Source organism: Cedecea sp. FDAARGOS_727, from assembly GCF_012273235.1.
Taxonomy (GTDB): Bacteria; Pseudomonadota; Gammaproteobacteria; order Enterobacterales; family Enterobacteriaceae; genus Cedecea; species Cedecea davisae.
The window spans coordinates 4,087,127-4,104,515 of sequence record NZ_CP050966.1 but is presented as its reverse complement, the minus strand read 5'-3'; the positions used below and the strand labels follow the sequence as shown (position 1 = coordinate 4,104,515).

The window sequence follows — 17,389 nt, the reverse complement described above, 5'->3', positions numbered from 1 at the left end:
ATTTGTGCACTCCTGGCCCGAACAACTTCAAGGGGCCAGGTGGACGTACTATAATTGAGGGATTAATTATTACGGGACTCGGGGTTAGCAGGCGGGTCCCTTTATTTTGCGCAATGTAAAGGTGTCTTATGATCACTATCGACGGCAACGGTGCAGTCGCCTCCGTGGCGTTTCGTGCCAGCGAAGTTATTGCCATCTACCCTATCACCCCCAGTTCGACGATGGCCGAGCAGGCCGATGCCTGGTCCGGTGACGGCAGGAAAAACGTCTGGGGCGACACGCCTCGCGTGGTAGAAATGCAGTCCGAAGCGGGTGCGATTGGCGCCGTCCACGGCGCGCTGCAAACGGGTGCCCTTTCTACTTCGTTTACATCATCTCAGGGTTTGCTGCTGATGATCCCAACGCTGTACAAACTGGCCGGTCAGCTGACCCCGTTTGTGCTGCACGTTGCCGCCCGCACCGTAGCCACCCACGCGCTGTCGATTTTTGGCGATCATTCCGACGTGATGGCCGTGCGCCAGACAGGCTGCGCCATGCTCTGCGCCAGCAGCGTGCAGGAGGCACAGGACTTCGCGCTGATTTCGCATATTGCCACCCTGAAGAGCCGCGTGCCGTTTATTCACTTTTTCGACGGCTTCCGCACCTCGCACGAAATCAACAAAATCGTGCCGCTGGCGGACGACACTATCCGCAGCCTGCTGCCGCAGAAAGAGATCGATGAGCACCGTGCTCGCGCTCTGAACCCTGAGCACCCGGTTATCCGTGGGACCTCGGCAAACCCGGACACTTACTTCCAGTCCCGCGAGGCCACTAACCCCTGGTACAACGCCGTTTACGCCCACGTTGAGCAGGCGATGAACGATTTTGCCGCTACCACCGGGCGCAGCTATCGTCCGTTTGAGTATTACGGGCACCCCGAAGCCGAGCGTGTGATTATCGTTATGGGTTCTGCGGTAGGGACTTGCGAAGAAGTCGTGGATGAGTTGCTGACTCGCGGCGAGAAAGTGGGCGTGCTGAAAGTCCGCCTGTTCCGCCCATTCTCAGCCGAGCATTTGCTGGAACTGCTGCCGCAAACCGCCAGCCGGGTAGCCGTTCTGGACCGCACTAAAGAGCCGGGCGCGCTGGCCGAGCCGCTTTATCTCGACGTGATGACAGCCCTGGCCGAGTCCGTCAGCCGCGGCGACCGCGAAACATTGCCTCGCGTGATTGGTGGCCGCTATGGCCTGTCATCTAAAGAGTTCGGCCCGGAATGCGTGCTCGCCGTCTTTAACGAACTGAGCGAAGACAAACCTCGCCCTCGTTTCACCGTCGGTATTTATGACGACGTTACAAACCTGTCGCTGCCGTTAGGGCAAAACACCCTGCCCAACCGCGCTAAGCTTGAAGCCCTGTTCTACGGCCTCGGCAGCGACGGTAGCGTTTCGGCAACCAAAAACAACATCAAGATTATCGGCAACTCGACGCCGTGGTTTACCCAGGGCTATTTCGTTTACGACTCCAAAAAAGCCGGTGGCCTGACGGTTTCACACCTGCGCGTAAGCGAGCAGCCGATAAATTCCACTTACCTGATTGAGAAAGCGGATTTCGTCGGCTGCCACCAGCTGCAATTTATCGACAAGTATCAAATGGCGGAGCGCCTGAAGCCCGGCGGCATTTTCCTGCTTAACACGCCGTACGCCGCCGATGAAGTCTGGAGCCGTCTGCCGCAGGAAGTGCAGGCGGTGCTTAACCAGAAGCAGGCGCGTTTATACGTGATTAACGCGGCGAAAATCGCCCGTGAATGCCATCTGGGCGCGCGCATCAATACCGTTATGCAAATGGCCTTCTTCCACCTGACGCAGATCCTGCCGGGCGATACCGCACTTGCCGAATTGCAGGGCGCGATTGCCAAAAGCTACAGCAGCAAAGGCACGGAAATAGTCGAACGTAACTGGCAGGCGCTGGCGCTGGCGCGCGACTCCCTCGCCGAAGTACCGCTGCAGGCCGTTAACCCGGACAGCGCAATGCGCCCTCCTGTGGTTTCCGACGCCGCACCTGATTTTGTTAAAACCGTCACCGCTGCCATGCTGGCCGGCCTGGGCGATGCCCTGCCGGTTTCTGCTCTGCCGCCGGATGGCACCTGGCCGATGGGCACCACCCGGTGGGAGAAACGCAATATTGCGGAAGAGATCCCAATCTGGAAACCGGATCTTTGCACCCAGTGTAACCACTGCGTTGCCGCCTGCCCGCATTCGGCCATCCGCGCCAAGGTGGTTCAGCCCGACGCGATGGAAAACGCGCCGGAAGCCCTACAGTCGCTGGATGTAAAATCTCGCGATATGCGAGGCCAGAAATATGTGTTGCAGGTTGCGCCGGAAGACTGCACCGGCTGTAACCTGTGCGTGGAAGTCTGCCCGGCTAAAGATCGCCAGAACCCGGAAATCAAGGCCATCAATATGCTGTCCCGCCTTGAGCACGTTGAAGAAGAGAAAGAGAATTACGACTTCTTCCTCAACCTTCCGGAAATCGACCGTTCCAGCCTGGAGCGCATCGATATTCGTACTTCTCAGCTGCTGACGCCGCTGTTTGAATACTCCGGCGCCTGCTCCGGCTGCGGCGAAACGCCTTATATCAAGATCCTCACCCAGCTGTACGGCGACCGCATGCTTATCGCTAATGCCACCGGCTGTTCGTCTATTTACGGGGGCAACCTGCCGTCTACGCCGTACACCACGGACGCCAATGGCCGCGGCCCGGCCTGGGCTAACTCGCTGTTTGAAGATAACGCCGAGTTCGGGCTTGGTTTCCGCCTGACCGTGGACCAGCACCGCGCTCGCGTAATGCGCCTGCTGGGCCAATTTGCCGACAAACTACCGGCAGAGCTGAACGAGCAGCTGCACGCTGAGGCAACGCCGGAAGTTCGCCGCGAGCAGGTTGCCGAGCTGCGTAAACACCTGGCTAATGTTGACGATGCGGATGCTCGTCAGCTGATGACCGACGCCGATGCGCTGGTGGATAAATCCATCTGGCTGATTGGCGGCGACGGCTGGGCCTACGACATCGGCTTTGGCGGCCTTGACCATGTGCTGAGCCTGACCGAGAACGTCAACATTCTGGTGCTGGATACTCAATGTTATTCCAACACCGGCGGCCAGGCCTCTAAAGCCACGCCGCTTGGGGCAGTAACCAAGTTTGGCGAACACGGCAAACGCAAAGCGCGTAAAGATTTGGGCGTCAGCATGATGATGTACGGCCATGTCTACGTCGCACAGATTTCCCTGGGCGCACAGCTGAACCAGACGATAAAAGCGATTCAGGAAGCGGAAGCTTACCCTGGCCCGTCGCTGATCATCGCCTACAGCCCTTGCGAAGAGCACGGCTACGATCTGGCCCTGAGCCACGATCAGATGCGCCAGCTCACGGCGACCGGCTTCTGGCCGCTGTACCGCTTCGACCCGCGCCGTGCAGATGAAGGCAAACTGCCGCTGGCGCTGGACTCTCGTCCGCCGTCGGACGCGCTGGCAGATACGTTGATGAAAGAGCAGCGTTTCCGCCGCCTGAACGCACAGCAGCCAGAAGTTGCCGAACAACTATGGAAGGATGCCGCAGCTGATTTGCAGAAGCGTTATGATTTCCTGGCGCAGTTGGCGGGCAAAGCGGAGATAGTTAGCGAGTAATTGGGGAATGACCCTCACCCCCGTGGGGTGAGGGGAAAACTGATTTACTTCAGCAGGCGAACCTTCACGGATTTACCCTTGATTTTGCCCTGCTGGAGCTGCTTCCACGCGTGACGCGCCACGGACTGGCGCACCGCCACGTAGACATGAACAGGATGCACGTCGATTTTACCGATATCCGCCCCTTCCAGCCCCATTTCCCCGGTTAATGCCCCCAGAATATCACCCGGACGCATTTTGGCTTTTTTACCACCGTCGATGCACAGGGTCGCCATTTCGGCCTCAAGAGGTTTAACCGAAACGCCGGACGGCACCTGCTGCCAGTTCAGGGACAGGTTGAGCATTTCGGCAAGCACGCCTGCACGCTGGGCTTCTTCCGGCGCGCAGAAACTGATAGCCAGCCCGCTCTGACCGGCACGCGCTGTACGACCGATGCGGTGAACGTGAACTTCCGGGTCCCAGGAGAGTTCGTAGTTAATCACCATTTCAAGTGCTTTGATATCGAGGCCACGGGCGGCAACGTCGGTAGCTACCAGCACGCGGCTGCTGCCGTTAGCAAAACGTACCAGCGTCTGGTCACGGTCGCGCTGTTCCATATCGCCATGCAGCGCAAGCGCGCTTTGGTTACGCTCATTCAATGCATCGCAAACGGCCTGGCAATCTTTTTTGGTATTACAGAACACCACGCAGGAAGCAGGCTGGTGCTTGCTCAGCAGCGCCAACAGCAGGCCAACTTTACCGCCGCGGGAAACTTCATAGAACTGCTGCTCAACGGCAGGAAGTTCGTCCACGGTGTCAATTTCAATGGTCAGCGGGTCACGCTGCACGCGTCGGCTGATGGCCGCAATCGCGGTTGGCCATGTTGCGGAGAAGAGCAATGTCTGGCGCTTTTCAGGCGCATGGGCGATAACTTCATCGATAGCATCGGCAAAGCCCATATCAAGCATGCGGTCAGCTTCATCCAGCACCAGCGTTTGCAGAGCATCCAGGCGGACTGTCTCTTTTTTGAGGTGATCCAGCAGGCGGCCGGGCGTTGCCACAATAATATGCGGGGCGTGTTGCAGGGAGTCACGCTGGACGCCAAACGGCTGGCCGCCGCACAGCGTCAGAATTTTAATATTCGGCATATAACGAGCCAGACGGCGCAGTTCTTTTGCCACCTGGTCGGCCAGTTCACGCGTTGGGCACAGCACCAGCGACTGGGTTAAGAACTGGCTGGCGTCGATGTGCTGCAACAGGCCGAGGCCAAAAGCTGCGGTTTTACCGCTGCCGGTTTTTGCCTGAGCGCGGACGTCTTTTCCGGCAAGAATAGCGGGCAAAGCCGCGGCCTGAACGGGCGTCATTTCGTGATACCCCAGTTCGCTAAGGTTGGCGAGTTGTGCTTCAGGTAAAGCGTTCAGTGCGGAAAAAGCGGTCACAATGGTCATCTCTTAATAATAACGGGCAGGCGCGTATGCTAGCAGATTCGCGGGCTTCAGGCGTCAGTTTATCAATTTTGCTGCTTTAACGGACAAATCAATAAAAATGGCCCTTTCTTCTGCTTCTGCGGGTCTGCCGGCAATAAAGGTTTAAAGATTGATCCCAAACAGAAATTCGGCTAAAGAAATGATTATTATGCTGTGCTTTGCACCTTAAGCTAAATCAACAAGGTATTTCCCGGTAAAAGATAAGGAATCAGAATGTTCGAGGATAATGACTATAAGCTTTACGTTATCGTCAACCGTAACGCCGAGATTAGCGTGCAGATGAATGCCGTTGGCCACCTTTGCGGCGGGATTATGCTAAAAGCCGAAGAGCCGAAATTTCATGATTACCTCAACCAGGATAGCGGCTTAAGCGCCTATATGAACCACTATCCGGTTGTGGTGTTGCAGTCCAAAAACAGCAGCCAGCTGGCTACCGCGCTTGAAAAATGCAAAGAGGAAGGCGTGCTGTATAACTTCTTCACCACGACTATGCTGTCCCACTCCTCTGAACAGCAGATTAAAGATACGCTTGAAGCGCCCTTCGCCGGGCTGGACTTCGTGGCCATCGCCCTGTACGGCGAGACGGAAAAACTGAAGCCGGTGACTAAAAAATTCTCAGTGTTTAAAGGCTAATCGCCAGGGTAATAATGCGCCGTGTTATTACCCTGCCCTTACTACCACTCATCTCCCGCGTAGAGGCTGAGAATGTCATCCTCAAACCAGCAGCCTACTTTGTAATACATTGCGCAGCCGATCAAAAAGCTGGCGATAAGTATCAATGCCGTCAAAAATCCTTTCACTTCGTAACACTCTCCAGTAGGTCTCGCGGTGATATTGACAGGGCGGGCAAAAAAAAGTTCCGCGATGTTACTATCTCACACAGCCGGGGCATCTTGCGGGGAAGACCAGACCGTTAGTATCGGCCCGGCTCCCTGAGACTTTATGGATAACGGGATAGCCCGTTAGTCAGGAATATTTTTAGATTTAAAACAGCATAGCGTGATGACAAGGATCACCGGCGCCCAGAATAAAACAACGCTCAGCGTCAGATTAATGTACACATAGGCAGACGGCGATGCGTAGTTGATGGCAATCACGCTAAGCAGCCGGTTTAACAGCGGTAACAGATACGCAATCCCAAACCACCAGCCGGTGCGACCAATATCATGAATTCTCCTGATCCCAACAGCCAGCGTCGGAAGCAGCAGCACGAGCGACATCACGGCGTAAATCAGGCCGATATAAAACATCGGCGGCTCCTGCTGAGCCAGGCCCGCGCGGATGCCGATAACTACTGGCGTTAACAGCAACACCGCATAATTGATGCCAACAAACGCCCAGAACTCTTTCCTTGTTGCTCGCCCTTTAAAAACGAGTCCTTTTTTCCATCCCTGCAAATAACTTGCCCAAAATCCCATATCTATTCCTTGTTATATCCTTGCGTTAAGCGCGCATGAAACGCTGGTTATCAGCGGCTGTCAAGCTACCCGATCTGTTAGCAAAAGCCGCCTTGCTACTGGAGTAAAACCACAAAAGCCCTCCGGTGTACTGAAAATGAGCATAATGATATGTTCAACTGCGGAACAGGTACTCTACAAAAGGACTCGTGATGAAACAGTCAGAGATTGAGGATTTACTCAGCAAGCTGGAAGCGCCGCACGACGAGGCAGCGCTAAGCTGGGTGGCAAAACAGAATCAACGCACGACGGAAATATTCGCCCGTGGTGAGCGTTTCGAGAAAATGCAGCACGCTATTTTGCAGGCGCTGGACGACAAAACGAATATCCCGTGGGGGAGTCATTACCGCGAGATGGTCTACAACTTCAGGCAGGATGACGAACACCCTCGCGGCATCTGGCGACGCACCACAGAAACCTCGTACCGGACGCCAAACCCGGAATGGGAAACGCTACTGGATATCGACCGCCTGAATGATGTAGAAGGCAAAAACTGGAGCTACCACGGCGCGGACCTGCTCTTCCCGGATTATTCGCGGGCGCTGGTCTTCTTATCAAGCGGCGGCGATGCCTGCGAGATTCGTGAATTCGATCTGGTGAATAAAGTCTTTATCCGCGACGGTTTCTATCTGCCGGAAAGTAAAAGCTCGGTAAGCTGGCTTGATGAAAATACGCTGCTGCTGGCGCTGGACGCGGGCGGCGACACGCTCACCACCTCAGGCTATCCACGCTGCGTTTACCGCTGGATTCGGGGAACCTCACCGCAGCAGGCCGGGCTGATTTACGCCGGTGAAGCAACGGATATGATGGTTTCAGCCTGGCACGACGCTACGCCAGGCTTTGAAAGAGACCTGGTGTACTGTCGCCAGGATTTTTACCACGGTAAGACCTGGCTACTGAGCGGCCAGAACGAACTGGCGCTAATCGACATCCCGGATGATGCTTCATGCCGGTTCTTTAAAGACTGGCTGCTGCTCACGCTGAACTCAGACTGGCTTATTCAGGATAAAACTTGGCCCGCCGGATCTTTACTGGCTATTGATTTCGCGACCTTCCAGCGTGGCGGGCGTGAATTCATTACTCTGTTCACGCCAAACTCCCGAACCAGCCTGCTGGGTTTCAGCACGACCCGCGATTATCTCCTGCTTAACCTCACTCAGGATGCGGTAGAAAAAGTCGAAATCATGAAAATTGAGGGTGGTCAGCCGCAAAGCTTGAAGATCCTGGCTCTGCCTGATTTTACTAACGTTTCGGCCGGCGGTATTGATCGCGAAAGCAACCGCTACCTGATGGTCAGCCACGGTTTCCTTCAACCTTACAGCCTCAGTTATGGGGATCTGGACGACGACTCTCTTGCCCTTGTAAAACAAGACCCGGCCTGTTTTGAGGGACGTGAGTTTGAAGTCACCCAGCACTTTACCCTGTCGCCGGACGGCGCGCGCGTCCCCTATTTTCAGATAGCGGCCAAAGATCTGGCACTTTCAGGCGATAACCCAACGCTGCTGTACGGCTACGGCGGGTTCGAGGTTTCATTAACGCCCGATTATTTAGGCCCCAAAGGCGCTACCTGGCTGCAAAAAGGCGGCGTTTACGTTGTCGCCAATATTCGTGGCGGCGGTGAATACGGGCCAGCCTGGCACCAGGCCGCCTTAAAGCAACATCGCCACCGAGCCTATGAAGATTTTGCGGCCGTTGCTGATGATTTAATCGCTCGTAAAGTCACTAACCCGGCAAGTCTGGCGGCTCAGGGCGGCAGCAACGGCGGACTGTTGATTGGCAATATGCTGACCGACTACCCCGAGCTGTTTGGTGCTCTGGTGTGCGAAGTCCCGCTGCTGGACATGCTCAACTACCATCGCTGGCTGGCGGGCGCTTCGTGGATTGCCGAGTATGGCGACCCGGAGATCGCCGAAGAGCGTCAGTGGCTGCTGAATTACTCTCCGTTTGACAAAGTTAGTGCCGAAAAACAGTACCCGCCGACGCTATTTACCACCGGTACGCAGGACGACCGAGTAAGCCCGGCGCATGCACGCAAAATGGTGGCGCGTATGCAGCAGCAGGGTCACGAGGATGTCTGGCTGTACGAGGAAACTGAAGCGGGCCACGGCAGCGCGCCGGAGAATAGCCAACGGGCTTTTCACCAGGCAATGGTTGAAGAGTTTTTGTGGCAGATGTTGACCGGGCGCTAAGCGCCCAAGGTAAGGCTGCCTGCTGGCGCTAACTGCAAGACTATTAGATATGCTAATGGATTAGCATATCTTTTAATTTTTATTTATCAGCCAAACGCTATTTAATCGGCGTCTTAACCCCCTCGACGGAGAAAGAAAAATGGCTGGTGAGAATAACCTCGAAATCCTGCTTAAAAACGCATCCCCGGAACTTAACCCCGGCCGGTATGTGTTTTGCACGCTGGCAGTCCCTTCTGCAGAAATTAAAGACGCGGCTATCGTCATCATTCGGGAAGCCGAAGGCGTCACGCTGGTTCTTCCTGAAGACGTGGCCGGTCAACATGCTTTGCGCTATGACTATGTCGCCAGCTGGATAACCCTGAAAATCCACTCTTCCCTTGCAGCCGTTGGCCTCACTGCCGCCTTTTCCCGCGTGCTTGCGAATAAAGGGATCAGCTGTAACGTGGTCGCGGGCTATTACCACGACCATATTTTCGTCGCCTGCGAAGACACGGCCTCTGCTCTTACCACGCTGTCTTCACTTTCGTCAGCCGCATAACGCCCCCTGCAGTTGGTAGAAAGCCTCGGTATTGCCGGCCCCGCTGTAAATCCTGCTGGCATTTGGTGCCGCAATCCGTACCATACACGCCAGCATTACACACCTCGCGTGTTGGATTCAGAGCCAGAGACTTTCATTACCAGCTAAAAATCCGAATATGACACAGTAATTCACCCAACATACTGAAATTAAATAAAATATTAACTAGTTAGAATCCTGCCACTCCTCCGCCAGCCTCCGCTAACTTACTCAATCCATACCTTTTCCCCCCCCAATTTTCACGTCTAAACCTCAGGACTCCTTGTGCGATTCAATAAACTCCGGTGTTGCCATTGAACCATAAAAAGACTAAATTAAGACCGAACATGAATCCGGGAATAACATTATGAAAGTTGAGACTATTAGCTTCATAAAAAAGAACGCTGCTTCTCTTAATCTGTCCGAACCGATACTGGTAACGCAAAATGGCGTTCCTGCTTATGTCATCGAGTCTTATGACCAGGTGCAAGAGCGCGAGAATGCCATTGCTCTTTTGAAACTGCTTACGCTTTCGGAGAAGGACAAAGCCGAAGGCAGACTGTTATCGAGAGAGCAGTTGCTGGATGGCATTTGATAGGGGAGCGCTGATAAAAGGATCATGTCATGCAACAAGTCAGCATCGAATACACGCTCACGGTAAAAACCTGTATTGATCATATTGCGGTTTTTCTTCGCAATGCAGGGGTAGAGCCAAGGGGAGTAATAGCGAGTATTTTGGATGAGTTTGAAAGGAAAGTAACTGCGTTCCCTCTCGGTTGCCAGGTATGCCCGGAGCTGGTTAATCTTGGTGTTTCAAAGTACCGCGAATGCAATACCTCAGATGGCTACCGAGTGCTGTATTCAACTGACGGCTCGACAGTAACAGCGCATGCGGTTTTATCGCAACGTCAGGATGTTAAACAACTGCTATTCAAACGCCTTATTCAAGCATGAAAAATCCCGCTTCGGCGGGATTTTTCATTATCACATCAGTGAAATCAATCTGGGTGAGTTCAATTATCAAAGCCGTTTTCCCCTTCAAAAAAATCTCAAAAATCGTCACGACCATATCGGTAAAAACACTGGGAGAATTGTGCGACCTCTGGCTCTCGATAAAAGAGACCGAACTGGCGGCCAACACCCTCAGAAAAACCGTGTCGCAAATCGAAACGCTGAAGTATGTGACCAACAAAAGCACTCCGGCGACCACAATCCGCTACAGTGACATCCTGAACTACCGAAACACAGTTTTTGCACTTCGTTTTTATGCCGCGAATGCGTAAAGGGGAGCAAAAACCTTATTATTCTGTCACCAGTATCGGCGCCAGGTGGAACGCAGCTGTAAAACGTGCTGGAATTCGCCGCCGTAATCCGTACCATACACGCCACACTTACGCATGCTGGCTGTTATCGGCCGGTGCGAACCCCTCTTTTATTGCGAATCAAATGGGGCATGAAAACGCGCAAATGGTTTATGAGGTCTACGCTACGTGGATTGAAGAACTGAGCGGTGATCAGGTGAATATGCTTAACGGCAGGCTGGCACTTTGAAAAAACTTTGCCCCTTATATGCCCCTTTTGGTTTCAGAGACAGTAAATAATGCAAGAAAATCAGCAAGCTACAAAGAAAGAACAGTACAACCTGAACAAGTTACAGAAACGCCTGCGCCGCAACGTGGGCGAAGCGATTGCCGATTACAACATGATTGAAGACGGCGACCGCATTATGGTCTGCCTTTCCGGCGGCAAAGACAGCTATACCATGCTGGAGATCCTCACCAGTCTGCAAAAGAGCGCGCCTATCAGCTTCAGCCTGGTAGCGGTGAACCTCGACCAGAAACAACCGGGCTTCCCTGAGCACGTTCTGCCGCAGTATCTGGAAAGCATCGGCGTTGAGTACAAAATTGTCGAAGAGAACACCTACGGCATCGTTAAAGAGAAGATCCCGGAAGGCAAGACCACCTGCTCACTTTGCTCGCGCCTGCGCCGGGGTATTCTGTACCGCACGGCAACCGAGCTGGGCTGCACCAAAATCGCCCTTGGCCACCATCGCGATGACATTCTGCAAACGCTGTTCCTGAACATGTTCTACGGCGGAAAAATGAAAGGCATGCCGCCGAAGCTGATGAGCGACGACGGCAAACACATCGTTATTCGCCCGCTGGCCTACTGCCGCGAGAAAGATATCGAGCGTTTTGCTATCGCGCGTGAATATCCGATTATTCCATGCAATCTCTGCGGCTCGCAGCCAAACCTGCAGCGTCAGGTTATTGCCGATATGCTGCGTGACTGGGATAAGCGTTATCCGGGTCGAATCGAAACCATGTTCAGCGCTATGCAAAACGTGGTGCCATCGCACCTGTGCGATACGGAGCTATTCGACTTCGTTGGTATCACTCACGGTTCTGAAGTGGTTAACGGCGGCGATCTGGCGTTCGACCGCGAAGAGCTGCCGATGCAGCCCGTTGGCTGGCAGCCGGAAGAAGACGGAGCAGAAACCTCTCTGCAACGCCTGGATATTCTGGAAATCAAATAACCTTTCATTCCCTCTCCGCCCGGAGAGGGAAAACTTCAGTGATGCGCAGGCGGGTCGATTATCGGATGCGGATCGGGTTCGGTCGGCGGGTCGGGTAGCGGCTGAGGTCTGGGAATGGGGTCGGGTACCGGGATGGGTTCGTTCGGGAACGCCGGGTCGCTCATTGTCAGGCTGTTGCGATACAGCATCGTCATCTCCTGGGTCAGTGAATCACCCTTTAAAGCATAGCCGACAAATCGCAGGCAAAAAAAAGCCGACTAATAAAGTCGGCATCGTACGAATCAATTGTGCTATGCAGTAATTCTAAAAAAGGAAGTAAGACAATATGGAGCGCAACGCCCATCGCTTGACGTTGCATTCACCTGCGAGAGAGAGTTTGCCTTTGTGGCGCTTTTTGTTTCTTGATTTCGCTCAATAACAGCGCCGTTTTCAGGCCATTTCCTCGCTAAAATCGCGCAAATTTATAACCATTTACTGCGATGCAACCACCAGGCAACACCGCCGATAAGAACTACCAACATTATACAGAACAGGCTGAAGCCGAACGCCCAGCCGCCGCCGGGAATGCCGCCGAGGTTGACCCCAAACAGCCCGGTTAAAAAGGTGCTTGGCAAAAACACCATCGCCATCAGCGACATGGTGTAAGTCCTGCGGTTCATCGACTCCTGCATCACCTGGGATATTTCGTCCGTCATTACCCCGGTACGTGCAATGCAGGAATCAATCTCATCAAGCCCCCTGCCCAGCCTGTCGGCAATATCCTGCATGCGGCGGCGCTGGTCGTCGCTCATCCAGCTCAGGCGTTCGCTGGAAAGCCGGGCATAAACGTCACGCTGGGGTGACATATAGCGGCGCATCACAATTAGCTGTTTACGCAGCAGCGCCAGCGTGCCGCGAGGCGGAACTTGCTGATCGAGAAGGTTATCTTCAAGATCGATGATTTTGTCGTGCATCTGCTCGATAAATTCGCTCGCGTGGTCTGTCAGGGCGTCGCAGGCATCCACCAGCCAGCTTCCACAGTCCGTTGGTCCTGTGCCTTCGTTGAGATCGTTAACCACGTCGTCAAGCGCCAGAACCTGGCGGCGGCGGGTGGAAACAATCAGGCGCTCGTCGATGTACAAACGCACGGCAACCAGCTGGTCCGGACGCTCATCCGTGCTGCCGTTTATACAGCGCAGCGTAATCAGCGTGCCGTCACCCACTCTTGATACGCGCGGGCGCATACTCTCGCCCGCCAGCGCATCGCGAACATAATTAGGCAGCAGCGGCGTATTGGCCAGCCAGTCGGCGCTATCGGCATTGGTATAATTCAGATGCAGCCAGCAGGGGTGCTCGCTGTCGATAATCTCATTATTATCAAGCGGCTTGACGCCGCCTTTACCATCAAGTTGCCAGGCGAAAACCGCGTCCGGTACATGCAGTTCGCTGCCTTTAATTACATCCACTGCGCAATCCTCAAACTGAGTCTGTTCTTTCTGACAGTCTAGCCATCTCTGGAGCTAAGGCAACAGATAGCGCGGGTCAAACGTTCTGAATTCGCAGGAAAAAGAGTAAACAAAGCTTAAGCGGAGTATTGTTTCGTGCAGAAAAAACCGGGTGGGTGCCCGGTTTTATTAGCGTAGCTGGCTGTCTTTAGAGCCGCGGCGGTTATAGCCTGAAAACGTTGCCCGGTGGGCATCTTCCACCTGCTGGCATTTAACGCACAACCGCACGCCCTGAATCGCTTTTCGCCTTGCCTCCGGGATGCTCTCCCCGCACTCTTCGCAGTGTGCAAGGCTTTCTCCCTTTGGCAGTTCGCTGCGCGCTCTGGCTACAGCATCGTCTATGGTGCTGTCGATTTGCTCCTGAACGGCGTCGTCGCTGGCCCAACCTGATGCCATATTCTCACCTCCGCAATCGCTAACCTGATGAGAGGATTATAACACTTTCAGCGTACGAATTTTAGCCAGGACTAGTGCTTAATAATGTACATCGTCCGACTATAGGCGACATCCTCAGGGTTATCTATCGGATAGCCTTTCAGCCAAGGCTTGATCAGGCGGCCATTGGTGTACTGATAGATTGGCGCGATCGGGGCTTTTTCCTGAATGATTTTTTCCGCTTCGTTATAGTCTCTATTACGCGCTTTATCGGTGGTTTCCAGAGCAGCCTGAGCCAGAAGTTTGTCATAAGCCGGGGAGTTAAAACGCGAAATATTACCGCTGTGGGTGGCCGTGAGCAGCGAGAGGAAAGTAGAAGGTTCGTTGTAGTCACCCACCCACGAAGCGCGGATCACGTCGAAGTTGCCGGTATTGCGGCTGTCGATATAGGTTTTCCACTCCTGGTTTTGCAGCTTCACGTCTACGCCGAGGTTCTTCTTCCACATTGAGGCGACGGCGATGGCGATCTTCTGGTGGTTTTCAGAGGTGTTGTACAGCAGCGTCAGCTTCAGCGGTCTGGACTCGCCGTAGCCCGCGGCACGCAGCAGCATCTTCGCCTGGGCGTTCAGCTCCTGCTGGCTCATGGTTTCAAACGGTGAAGGCTCGGGGGTAAATCCGGCGGTCACGTCCGGGGTAAAGCGCCACGCCGGTTTTTCACCGGTTCCCAATACTTTTTCCGCCATCAGGCGGCGGTCGATTGTCATGCTCAGCGCCAGGCGAACGCGCGAATCAGCCGTCGGCCCTTTTTGGGTGTTAAAAGCATAGTAATAAGTGCCAAGCTGCGGCGGCGTGTAAACCTGGCCAGGAATATCCTTCAGCAGCTTCTGATAGAGGTTTTTCGGGAAGGATTCGGTGATATCGATATCCCCGGCCTGGTAGCGTTTAGTGGCCGCCGACTCCTGGTTAATCGGAATAAAGGTGACTTTGGTCAGCACCGTTTTGCCGTTATCCCAGTAGTTTTTGTTCGGTACAACCACCAGCTTCTCGTTGACCACCCGGTCCTGCAACGTGAACGCGCCATTACCCACCAGATTTCCGGGCTTAGTCCACTCCCCGCCAAATTTCTCAACCGCCGCTTTTGGCGTTGGGTAGAAAGCAAAGTTGGCCGTCAGGCTCGGGAAAAACGGTACCGGTTTATCAAGCTGGACGCGCAACGTTTTAGCATCAACGGCAGTAACCCCGAGCTTATCCGCAGGCATTTTACCGTCGATAATTGCCTGTGAATTAGTGATGCCCGCCAGCGTGGCGAACCAGGCAAATGATGAAGTATTTTTTGGATCAACCAGGCGCTGCCAGCTGTAGACGAAGTCCTGCGCCGTCACCGGCGTCCCGTCGGACCAGCGCGCGTTGTCCCGCAGCGTAAAGGTCCAGATGCGGTTATCGTTGCTCTGCCATTTGGTAGCAACGCCCGGCACCAGCTCTCCCTTTTCATTCTGGTTAACCAAACCTTCAAAAAGGTCACGTATAACCTGGATTTCGGGCAAACCGACCGCTTTTATCGGATCAAGGCTCGCGGGTTCGTCTTTAATATGCCTGACCAGCTCCTGATGGGCAGCTAACTGGGTTCCGGCCGGAACGTCCGCCGCCCACGCGCTTTGCAGCATGCAGGCAACGGCCACCGCACAATAGCTTAAACTGACGCTTTTTTTCATCGTTATCCTTCCGTGTTTTTGCAATCAGGAGATTAATGTAAGTTACTGTAGCGCAATTTATTATTCTGTTGCCAGGAAGATGCTCACATCTATGGTTTAAGGTGAGTTTTGCTGAAAACATTGCTATTAATAATGTTAAAACCTTCCTGTTTAGCAGAGGAACATCATGCCCACGACCCGCCCTCGTCCCCAGCGTGGACATCTGCCCCCGGGCTGTGAACGCTACGGAAAATCCGCTTTAGGCGCCCCGCTGCTCTGGTTTCCTGCCGCCGTTACCGACGAGCCCAGTGGGCTGATTATTGCCGGTACGCACGGCGACGAAAACGCTGCGATGGTTGCACTTTCCTGCGCGCTGCGTACGCTTGAGCCGCAATTTCGCCGCCATCATGTGATTCTCGCCGTTAACCCGGATGGCTGCCAGCTGGGGCTGCGCGCCAACGCCCACGGCGTCGATCTTAATCGTAATTTCCCTTCTGCAAATTGGAAGGCAGGCGAAACGGTCTACCGCTGGAACAGCAGTGCAGAACTGCGGGATGTAGTGCTTTCAACCGGCAAAACGCCCGGTTCCGAGCCTGAAACCGCCGCCCTGTGCCAATTAATTCACCGGCTACAGCCCGCATGGATTGTCTCTTTCCACGATCCCCTGGGCTGTATTGAGGACCCGCACAGCTCTGCTCTTGGTCACTGGATGGCGGAGGCTTTCACCCTGCCGCTGGTCACCAGCGTGGGTTACGAAACGCCGGGTTCTTTTGGCAGTTGGTGTGCGGATTTAAACCTGCCCTGTATTACCGCAGAGTTCCCACCAATTTCAGCGGATGAGGCCAGCGAGCGCTATCTCCAGGCGATGATCGGCCTGCTTCACTGGCGTAAATAGCTACGGATAAAGCTTGCCGGTTACAAAATTCAACCCCGGCTCGACGTCAACGGCAAGCCAGGTCGGGCCATCCAGGTCTGCAAAGCGTACTTTAGCCGCCAGCGGCAAGGCGGCGGCTATCGCGCGTGAAGTGCAAAGCATACAGCCGAGCATCACGTCAAACCCTTGCTCCCGCGCGGCTTTAGCCAGCAGGAGCGCTTCTGTCAGGCCGCCGGTTTTATCCAGTTTGATATTCACCATTTCATAGCGCCCCGCAAGGGTTGCCAGGCTGCTGCGGGTGTGGCAGCTTTCGTCGGCGCATACCGGCAGCGGATGGATAAAGTTTGCCAGCGCCTCGTCCTGCCCCGCAGGCAGCGGCTGCTCCAGCATCGCGACGTTAAGGTCGGCAAGCAACTGGCAGCGAGCGGCTAGCCCGTCACCGCGCCAGGACTCATTGGCATCAACAATTAAAATGGCCTCAGGCACCGCCGCTCTTATAGCGACCATTCGCTCGGTAATCAGCCGGTCGTCCAGCTTCACCTTTAGCAAGCGAGCGCCCTTTTCCCACAAAAGCGCGGCGGATGCCGCCATCTGTTCGGGAGCGGCAATAGTGACGGTTTGCGCGGTGGTGAGCATTTCCGGCAGCTCAACCGCGGCCAGGCCGGAGATCGTTGTGTGTTTCTGTCGAGCTTCGAGATCCCAAAGCGCACTGTCGATAGCGTTGCGGGCGGCTCCGGGCGGTAAAGCCTCTTGTAGTCCGGCACGCGTCATCCCGCGTTCAAGCTCGGCTAAAACGGTGGTAATTTGCGCCAGCACGGAGGCATCGCTTTCGCCATAGCGGGGGTAAGGCGTGCATTCACCAACGCCTTTTACTCCGTCTTCTTCAAGCTCAACGACCACGACAACCGCTTCGCTGCGCGTCCCCCTGGAGATAACAAATGGCGTATGGAGCGGCCATGCTTCCTGGTAAACTTTCACTGTTCTCATCATTGTCTCCCTTTGGGCTTATCACCTGAGTATAGCGAGCCATGGCTTTTATCAGGAGTATCAGTTTTTTATGTTCATCACGGAATTCATGGAATACACTGTCCCGGGCGTTAATTTT

14 protein-coding genes and 1 pseudogene are annotated in these 17,389 nt (G+C 54.5%); 9 read left to right on the top strand and 6 right to left on the bottom strand.

The window, feature by feature from the left end; all coding sequences use genetic code 11:
• Positions 1-128 precede the first annotated feature (128 nt).
• Complete coding sequence (gene nifJ / locus FOC35_RS19330; RefSeq protein WP_172569853.1) at positions 129-3,656, top strand: pyruvate:ferredoxin (flavodoxin) oxidoreductase; 3,528 nt, start codon at positions 129-131, stop codon at positions 3,654-3,656.
• Between the two features lie 44 nt (positions 3,657-3,700).
• Here the strand turns inward: nifJ and dbpA are convergent, their stop codons facing one another.
• Entirely contained in the window at positions 3,701-5,074 is a 1,374-nt protein-coding gene (dbpA, locus tag FOC35_RS19325; protein ID WP_039899321.1) for an ATP-dependent RNA helicase DbpA, read from the bottom strand.
• A gap of 261 nt (positions 5,075-5,335) precedes the next feature.
• Here dbpA and FOC35_RS19320 point away from each other — a divergent pair, with 261 nt between their 5' ends.
• Positions 5,336-5,755 carry a DUF2000 family protein gene (locus tag FOC35_RS19320; protein ID WP_016536633.1) on the top strand — a complete coding sequence of 140 codons (420 nt, stop codon included), beginning with the start codon at positions 5,336-5,338 and terminating at the stop codon, positions 5,753-5,755.
• Positions 5,756-6,084: 329 nt separating this feature from the next.
• Here FOC35_RS19320 and FOC35_RS19315 read toward each other — a convergent pair whose 3' ends face one another.
• Positions 6,085-6,540: a DUF805 domain-containing protein gene (locus FOC35_RS19315; RefSeq protein WP_172569852.1), complete on the bottom strand. Its 456-nt coding sequence runs from the start codon at positions 6,538-6,540 to the stop codon at positions 6,085-6,087.
• 191 nt (positions 6,541-6,731) lie between these two features.
• Here FOC35_RS19315 and FOC35_RS19310 point away from each other — a divergent pair, with 191 nt between their 5' ends.
• From FOC35_RS19310 to ttcA, 6 genes and pseudogenes are all read left to right on the top strand, one after another.
• Positions 6,732-8,768 (top strand): prolyl oligopeptidase family protein, encoded by a 2,037-nt coding sequence (locus FOC35_RS19310; protein ID WP_172569851.1) that lies wholly within the window; start codon positions 6,732-6,734, stop codon positions 8,766-8,768.
• A 139-nt stretch (positions 8,769-8,907) separates the two neighbouring features.
• Positions 8,908-9,306, top strand: coding sequence for an ACT domain-containing protein (locus FOC35_RS19305; protein WP_172569850.1), 399 nt, complete (start codon positions 8,908-8,910; stop codon positions 9,304-9,306).
• 385 nt (positions 9,307-9,691) lie between these two features.
• Positions 9,692-9,919 carry a type II toxin-antitoxin system Phd/YefM family antitoxin gene (locus tag FOC35_RS19300; protein ID WP_172569849.1) on the top strand — a complete coding sequence of 76 codons (228 nt, stop codon included), beginning with the start codon at positions 9,692-9,694 and terminating at the stop codon, positions 9,917-9,919.
• Between the two features lie 29 nt (positions 9,920-9,948).
• Positions 9,949-10,278: a type II toxin-antitoxin system RelE/ParE family toxin gene (locus FOC35_RS19295; RefSeq protein WP_172569848.1), complete on the top strand. Its 330-nt coding sequence runs from the start codon at positions 9,949-9,951 to the stop codon at positions 10,276-10,278.
• A 34-nt stretch (positions 10,279-10,312) separates the two neighbouring features.
• Positions 10,313-10,875: pseudogene (locus tag FOC35_RS22960) on the top strand (tyrosine-type recombinase/integrase); the annotation flags it as partial.
• A 49-nt stretch (positions 10,876-10,924) separates the two neighbouring features.
• Positions 10,925-11,860, top strand: coding sequence for a tRNA 2-thiocytidine(32) synthetase TtcA (gene ttcA / locus FOC35_RS19285; RefSeq protein ID WP_016536646.1), 936 nt, complete (start codon positions 10,925-10,927; stop codon positions 11,858-11,860).
• A 461-nt stretch (positions 11,861-12,321) separates the two neighbouring features.
• Here ttcA and zntB read toward each other — a convergent pair whose 3' ends face one another.
• The 3 genes from zntB to FOC35_RS19270 form a co-directional block, all read right to left on the bottom strand.
• Positions 12,322-13,305: a zinc transporter ZntB gene (zntB, locus tag FOC35_RS19280; protein WP_016536649.1), complete on the bottom strand. Its 984-nt coding sequence runs from the start codon at positions 13,303-13,305 to the stop codon at positions 12,322-12,324.
• Between the two features lie 168 nt (positions 13,306-13,473).
• Complete coding sequence (locus tag FOC35_RS19275; RefSeq protein WP_016536650.1) at positions 13,474-13,740, bottom strand: DksA/TraR family C4-type zinc finger protein; 267 nt, start codon at positions 13,738-13,740, stop codon at positions 13,474-13,476.
• Positions 13,741-13,811: 71 nt separating this feature from the next.
• Positions 13,812-15,431 carry an ABC transporter substrate-binding protein gene (locus tag FOC35_RS19270; RefSeq protein ID WP_016536651.1) on the bottom strand — a complete coding sequence of 540 codons (1,620 nt, stop codon included), beginning with the start codon at positions 15,429-15,431 and terminating at the stop codon, positions 13,812-13,814.
• A gap of 166 nt (positions 15,432-15,597) precedes the next feature.
• On the opposite strand from FOC35_RS19270, the gene mpaA reads away from it, so the two are divergent.
• Positions 15,598-16,305, top strand: coding sequence for a murein tripeptide amidase MpaA (gene mpaA / locus FOC35_RS19265; protein WP_172569847.1), 708 nt, complete (start codon positions 15,598-15,600; stop codon positions 16,303-16,305).
• Here mpaA and ycjG read toward each other — a convergent pair whose 3' ends face one another.
• Positions 16,306-17,271, bottom strand: a complete 966-nt coding sequence (ycjG, locus tag FOC35_RS19260) for an L-Ala-D/L-Glu epimerase (protein WP_172569846.1) — start codon at positions 17,269-17,271, stop codon at positions 16,306-16,308.
• Positions 17,272-17,389: the final 118 nt, after the last annotated feature.

Excerpts from the sequence above, each read along its gene's own strand:
- FOC35_RS19270 (WP_016536651.1), bottom strand. The coding sequence starts at position 15,431 with ATGAAAAAAAGCGTCAGTTTAAGCTATTGTGCGGTGGCCGTTGCCTGC.
- FOC35_RS19300 (WP_172569849.1), top strand. The coding sequence starts at position 9,692 with ATGAAAGTTGAGACTATTAGCTTCATAAAAAAGAACGCTGCTTCTCTT.
- FOC35_RS19315 (WP_172569852.1), bottom strand. The coding sequence starts at position 6,540 with ATGGGATTTTGGGCAAGTTATTTGCAGGGATGGAAAAAAGGACTCGTT.
- FOC35_RS19295 (WP_172569848.1), top strand. The coding sequence starts at position 9,949 with ATGCAACAAGTCAGCATCGAATACACGCTCACGGTAAAAACCTGTATT.
- ttcA (WP_016536646.1), top strand. The coding sequence starts at position 10,925 with ATGCAAGAAAATCAGCAAGCTACAAAGAAAGAACAGTACAACCTGAAC.
- mpaA (WP_172569847.1), top strand. The coding sequence starts at position 15,598 with ATGCCCACGACCCGCCCTCGTCCCCAGCGTGGACATCTGCCCCCGGGC.
- FOC35_RS19310 (WP_172569851.1), top strand. The coding sequence starts at position 6,732 with ATGAAACAGTCAGAGATTGAGGATTTACTCAGCAAGCTGGAAGCGCCG.
- FOC35_RS19305 (WP_172569850.1), top strand. The coding sequence starts at position 8,908 with ATGGCTGGTGAGAATAACCTCGAAATCCTGCTTAAAAACGCATCCCCG.
- FOC35_RS19275 (WP_016536650.1), bottom strand. The coding sequence starts at position 13,740 with ATGGCATCAGGTTGGGCCAGCGACGACGCCGTTCAGGAGCAAATCGAC.
- FOC35_RS19320 (WP_016536633.1), top strand. The coding sequence starts at position 5,336 with ATGTTCGAGGATAATGACTATAAGCTTTACGTTATCGTCAACCGTAAC.
- nifJ (WP_172569853.1), top strand. The coding sequence starts at position 129 with ATGATCACTATCGACGGCAACGGTGCAGTCGCCTCCGTGGCGTTTCGT.
- ycjG (WP_172569846.1), bottom strand. The coding sequence starts at position 17,271 with ATGAGAACAGTGAAAGTTTACCAGGAAGCATGGCCGCTCCATACGCCA.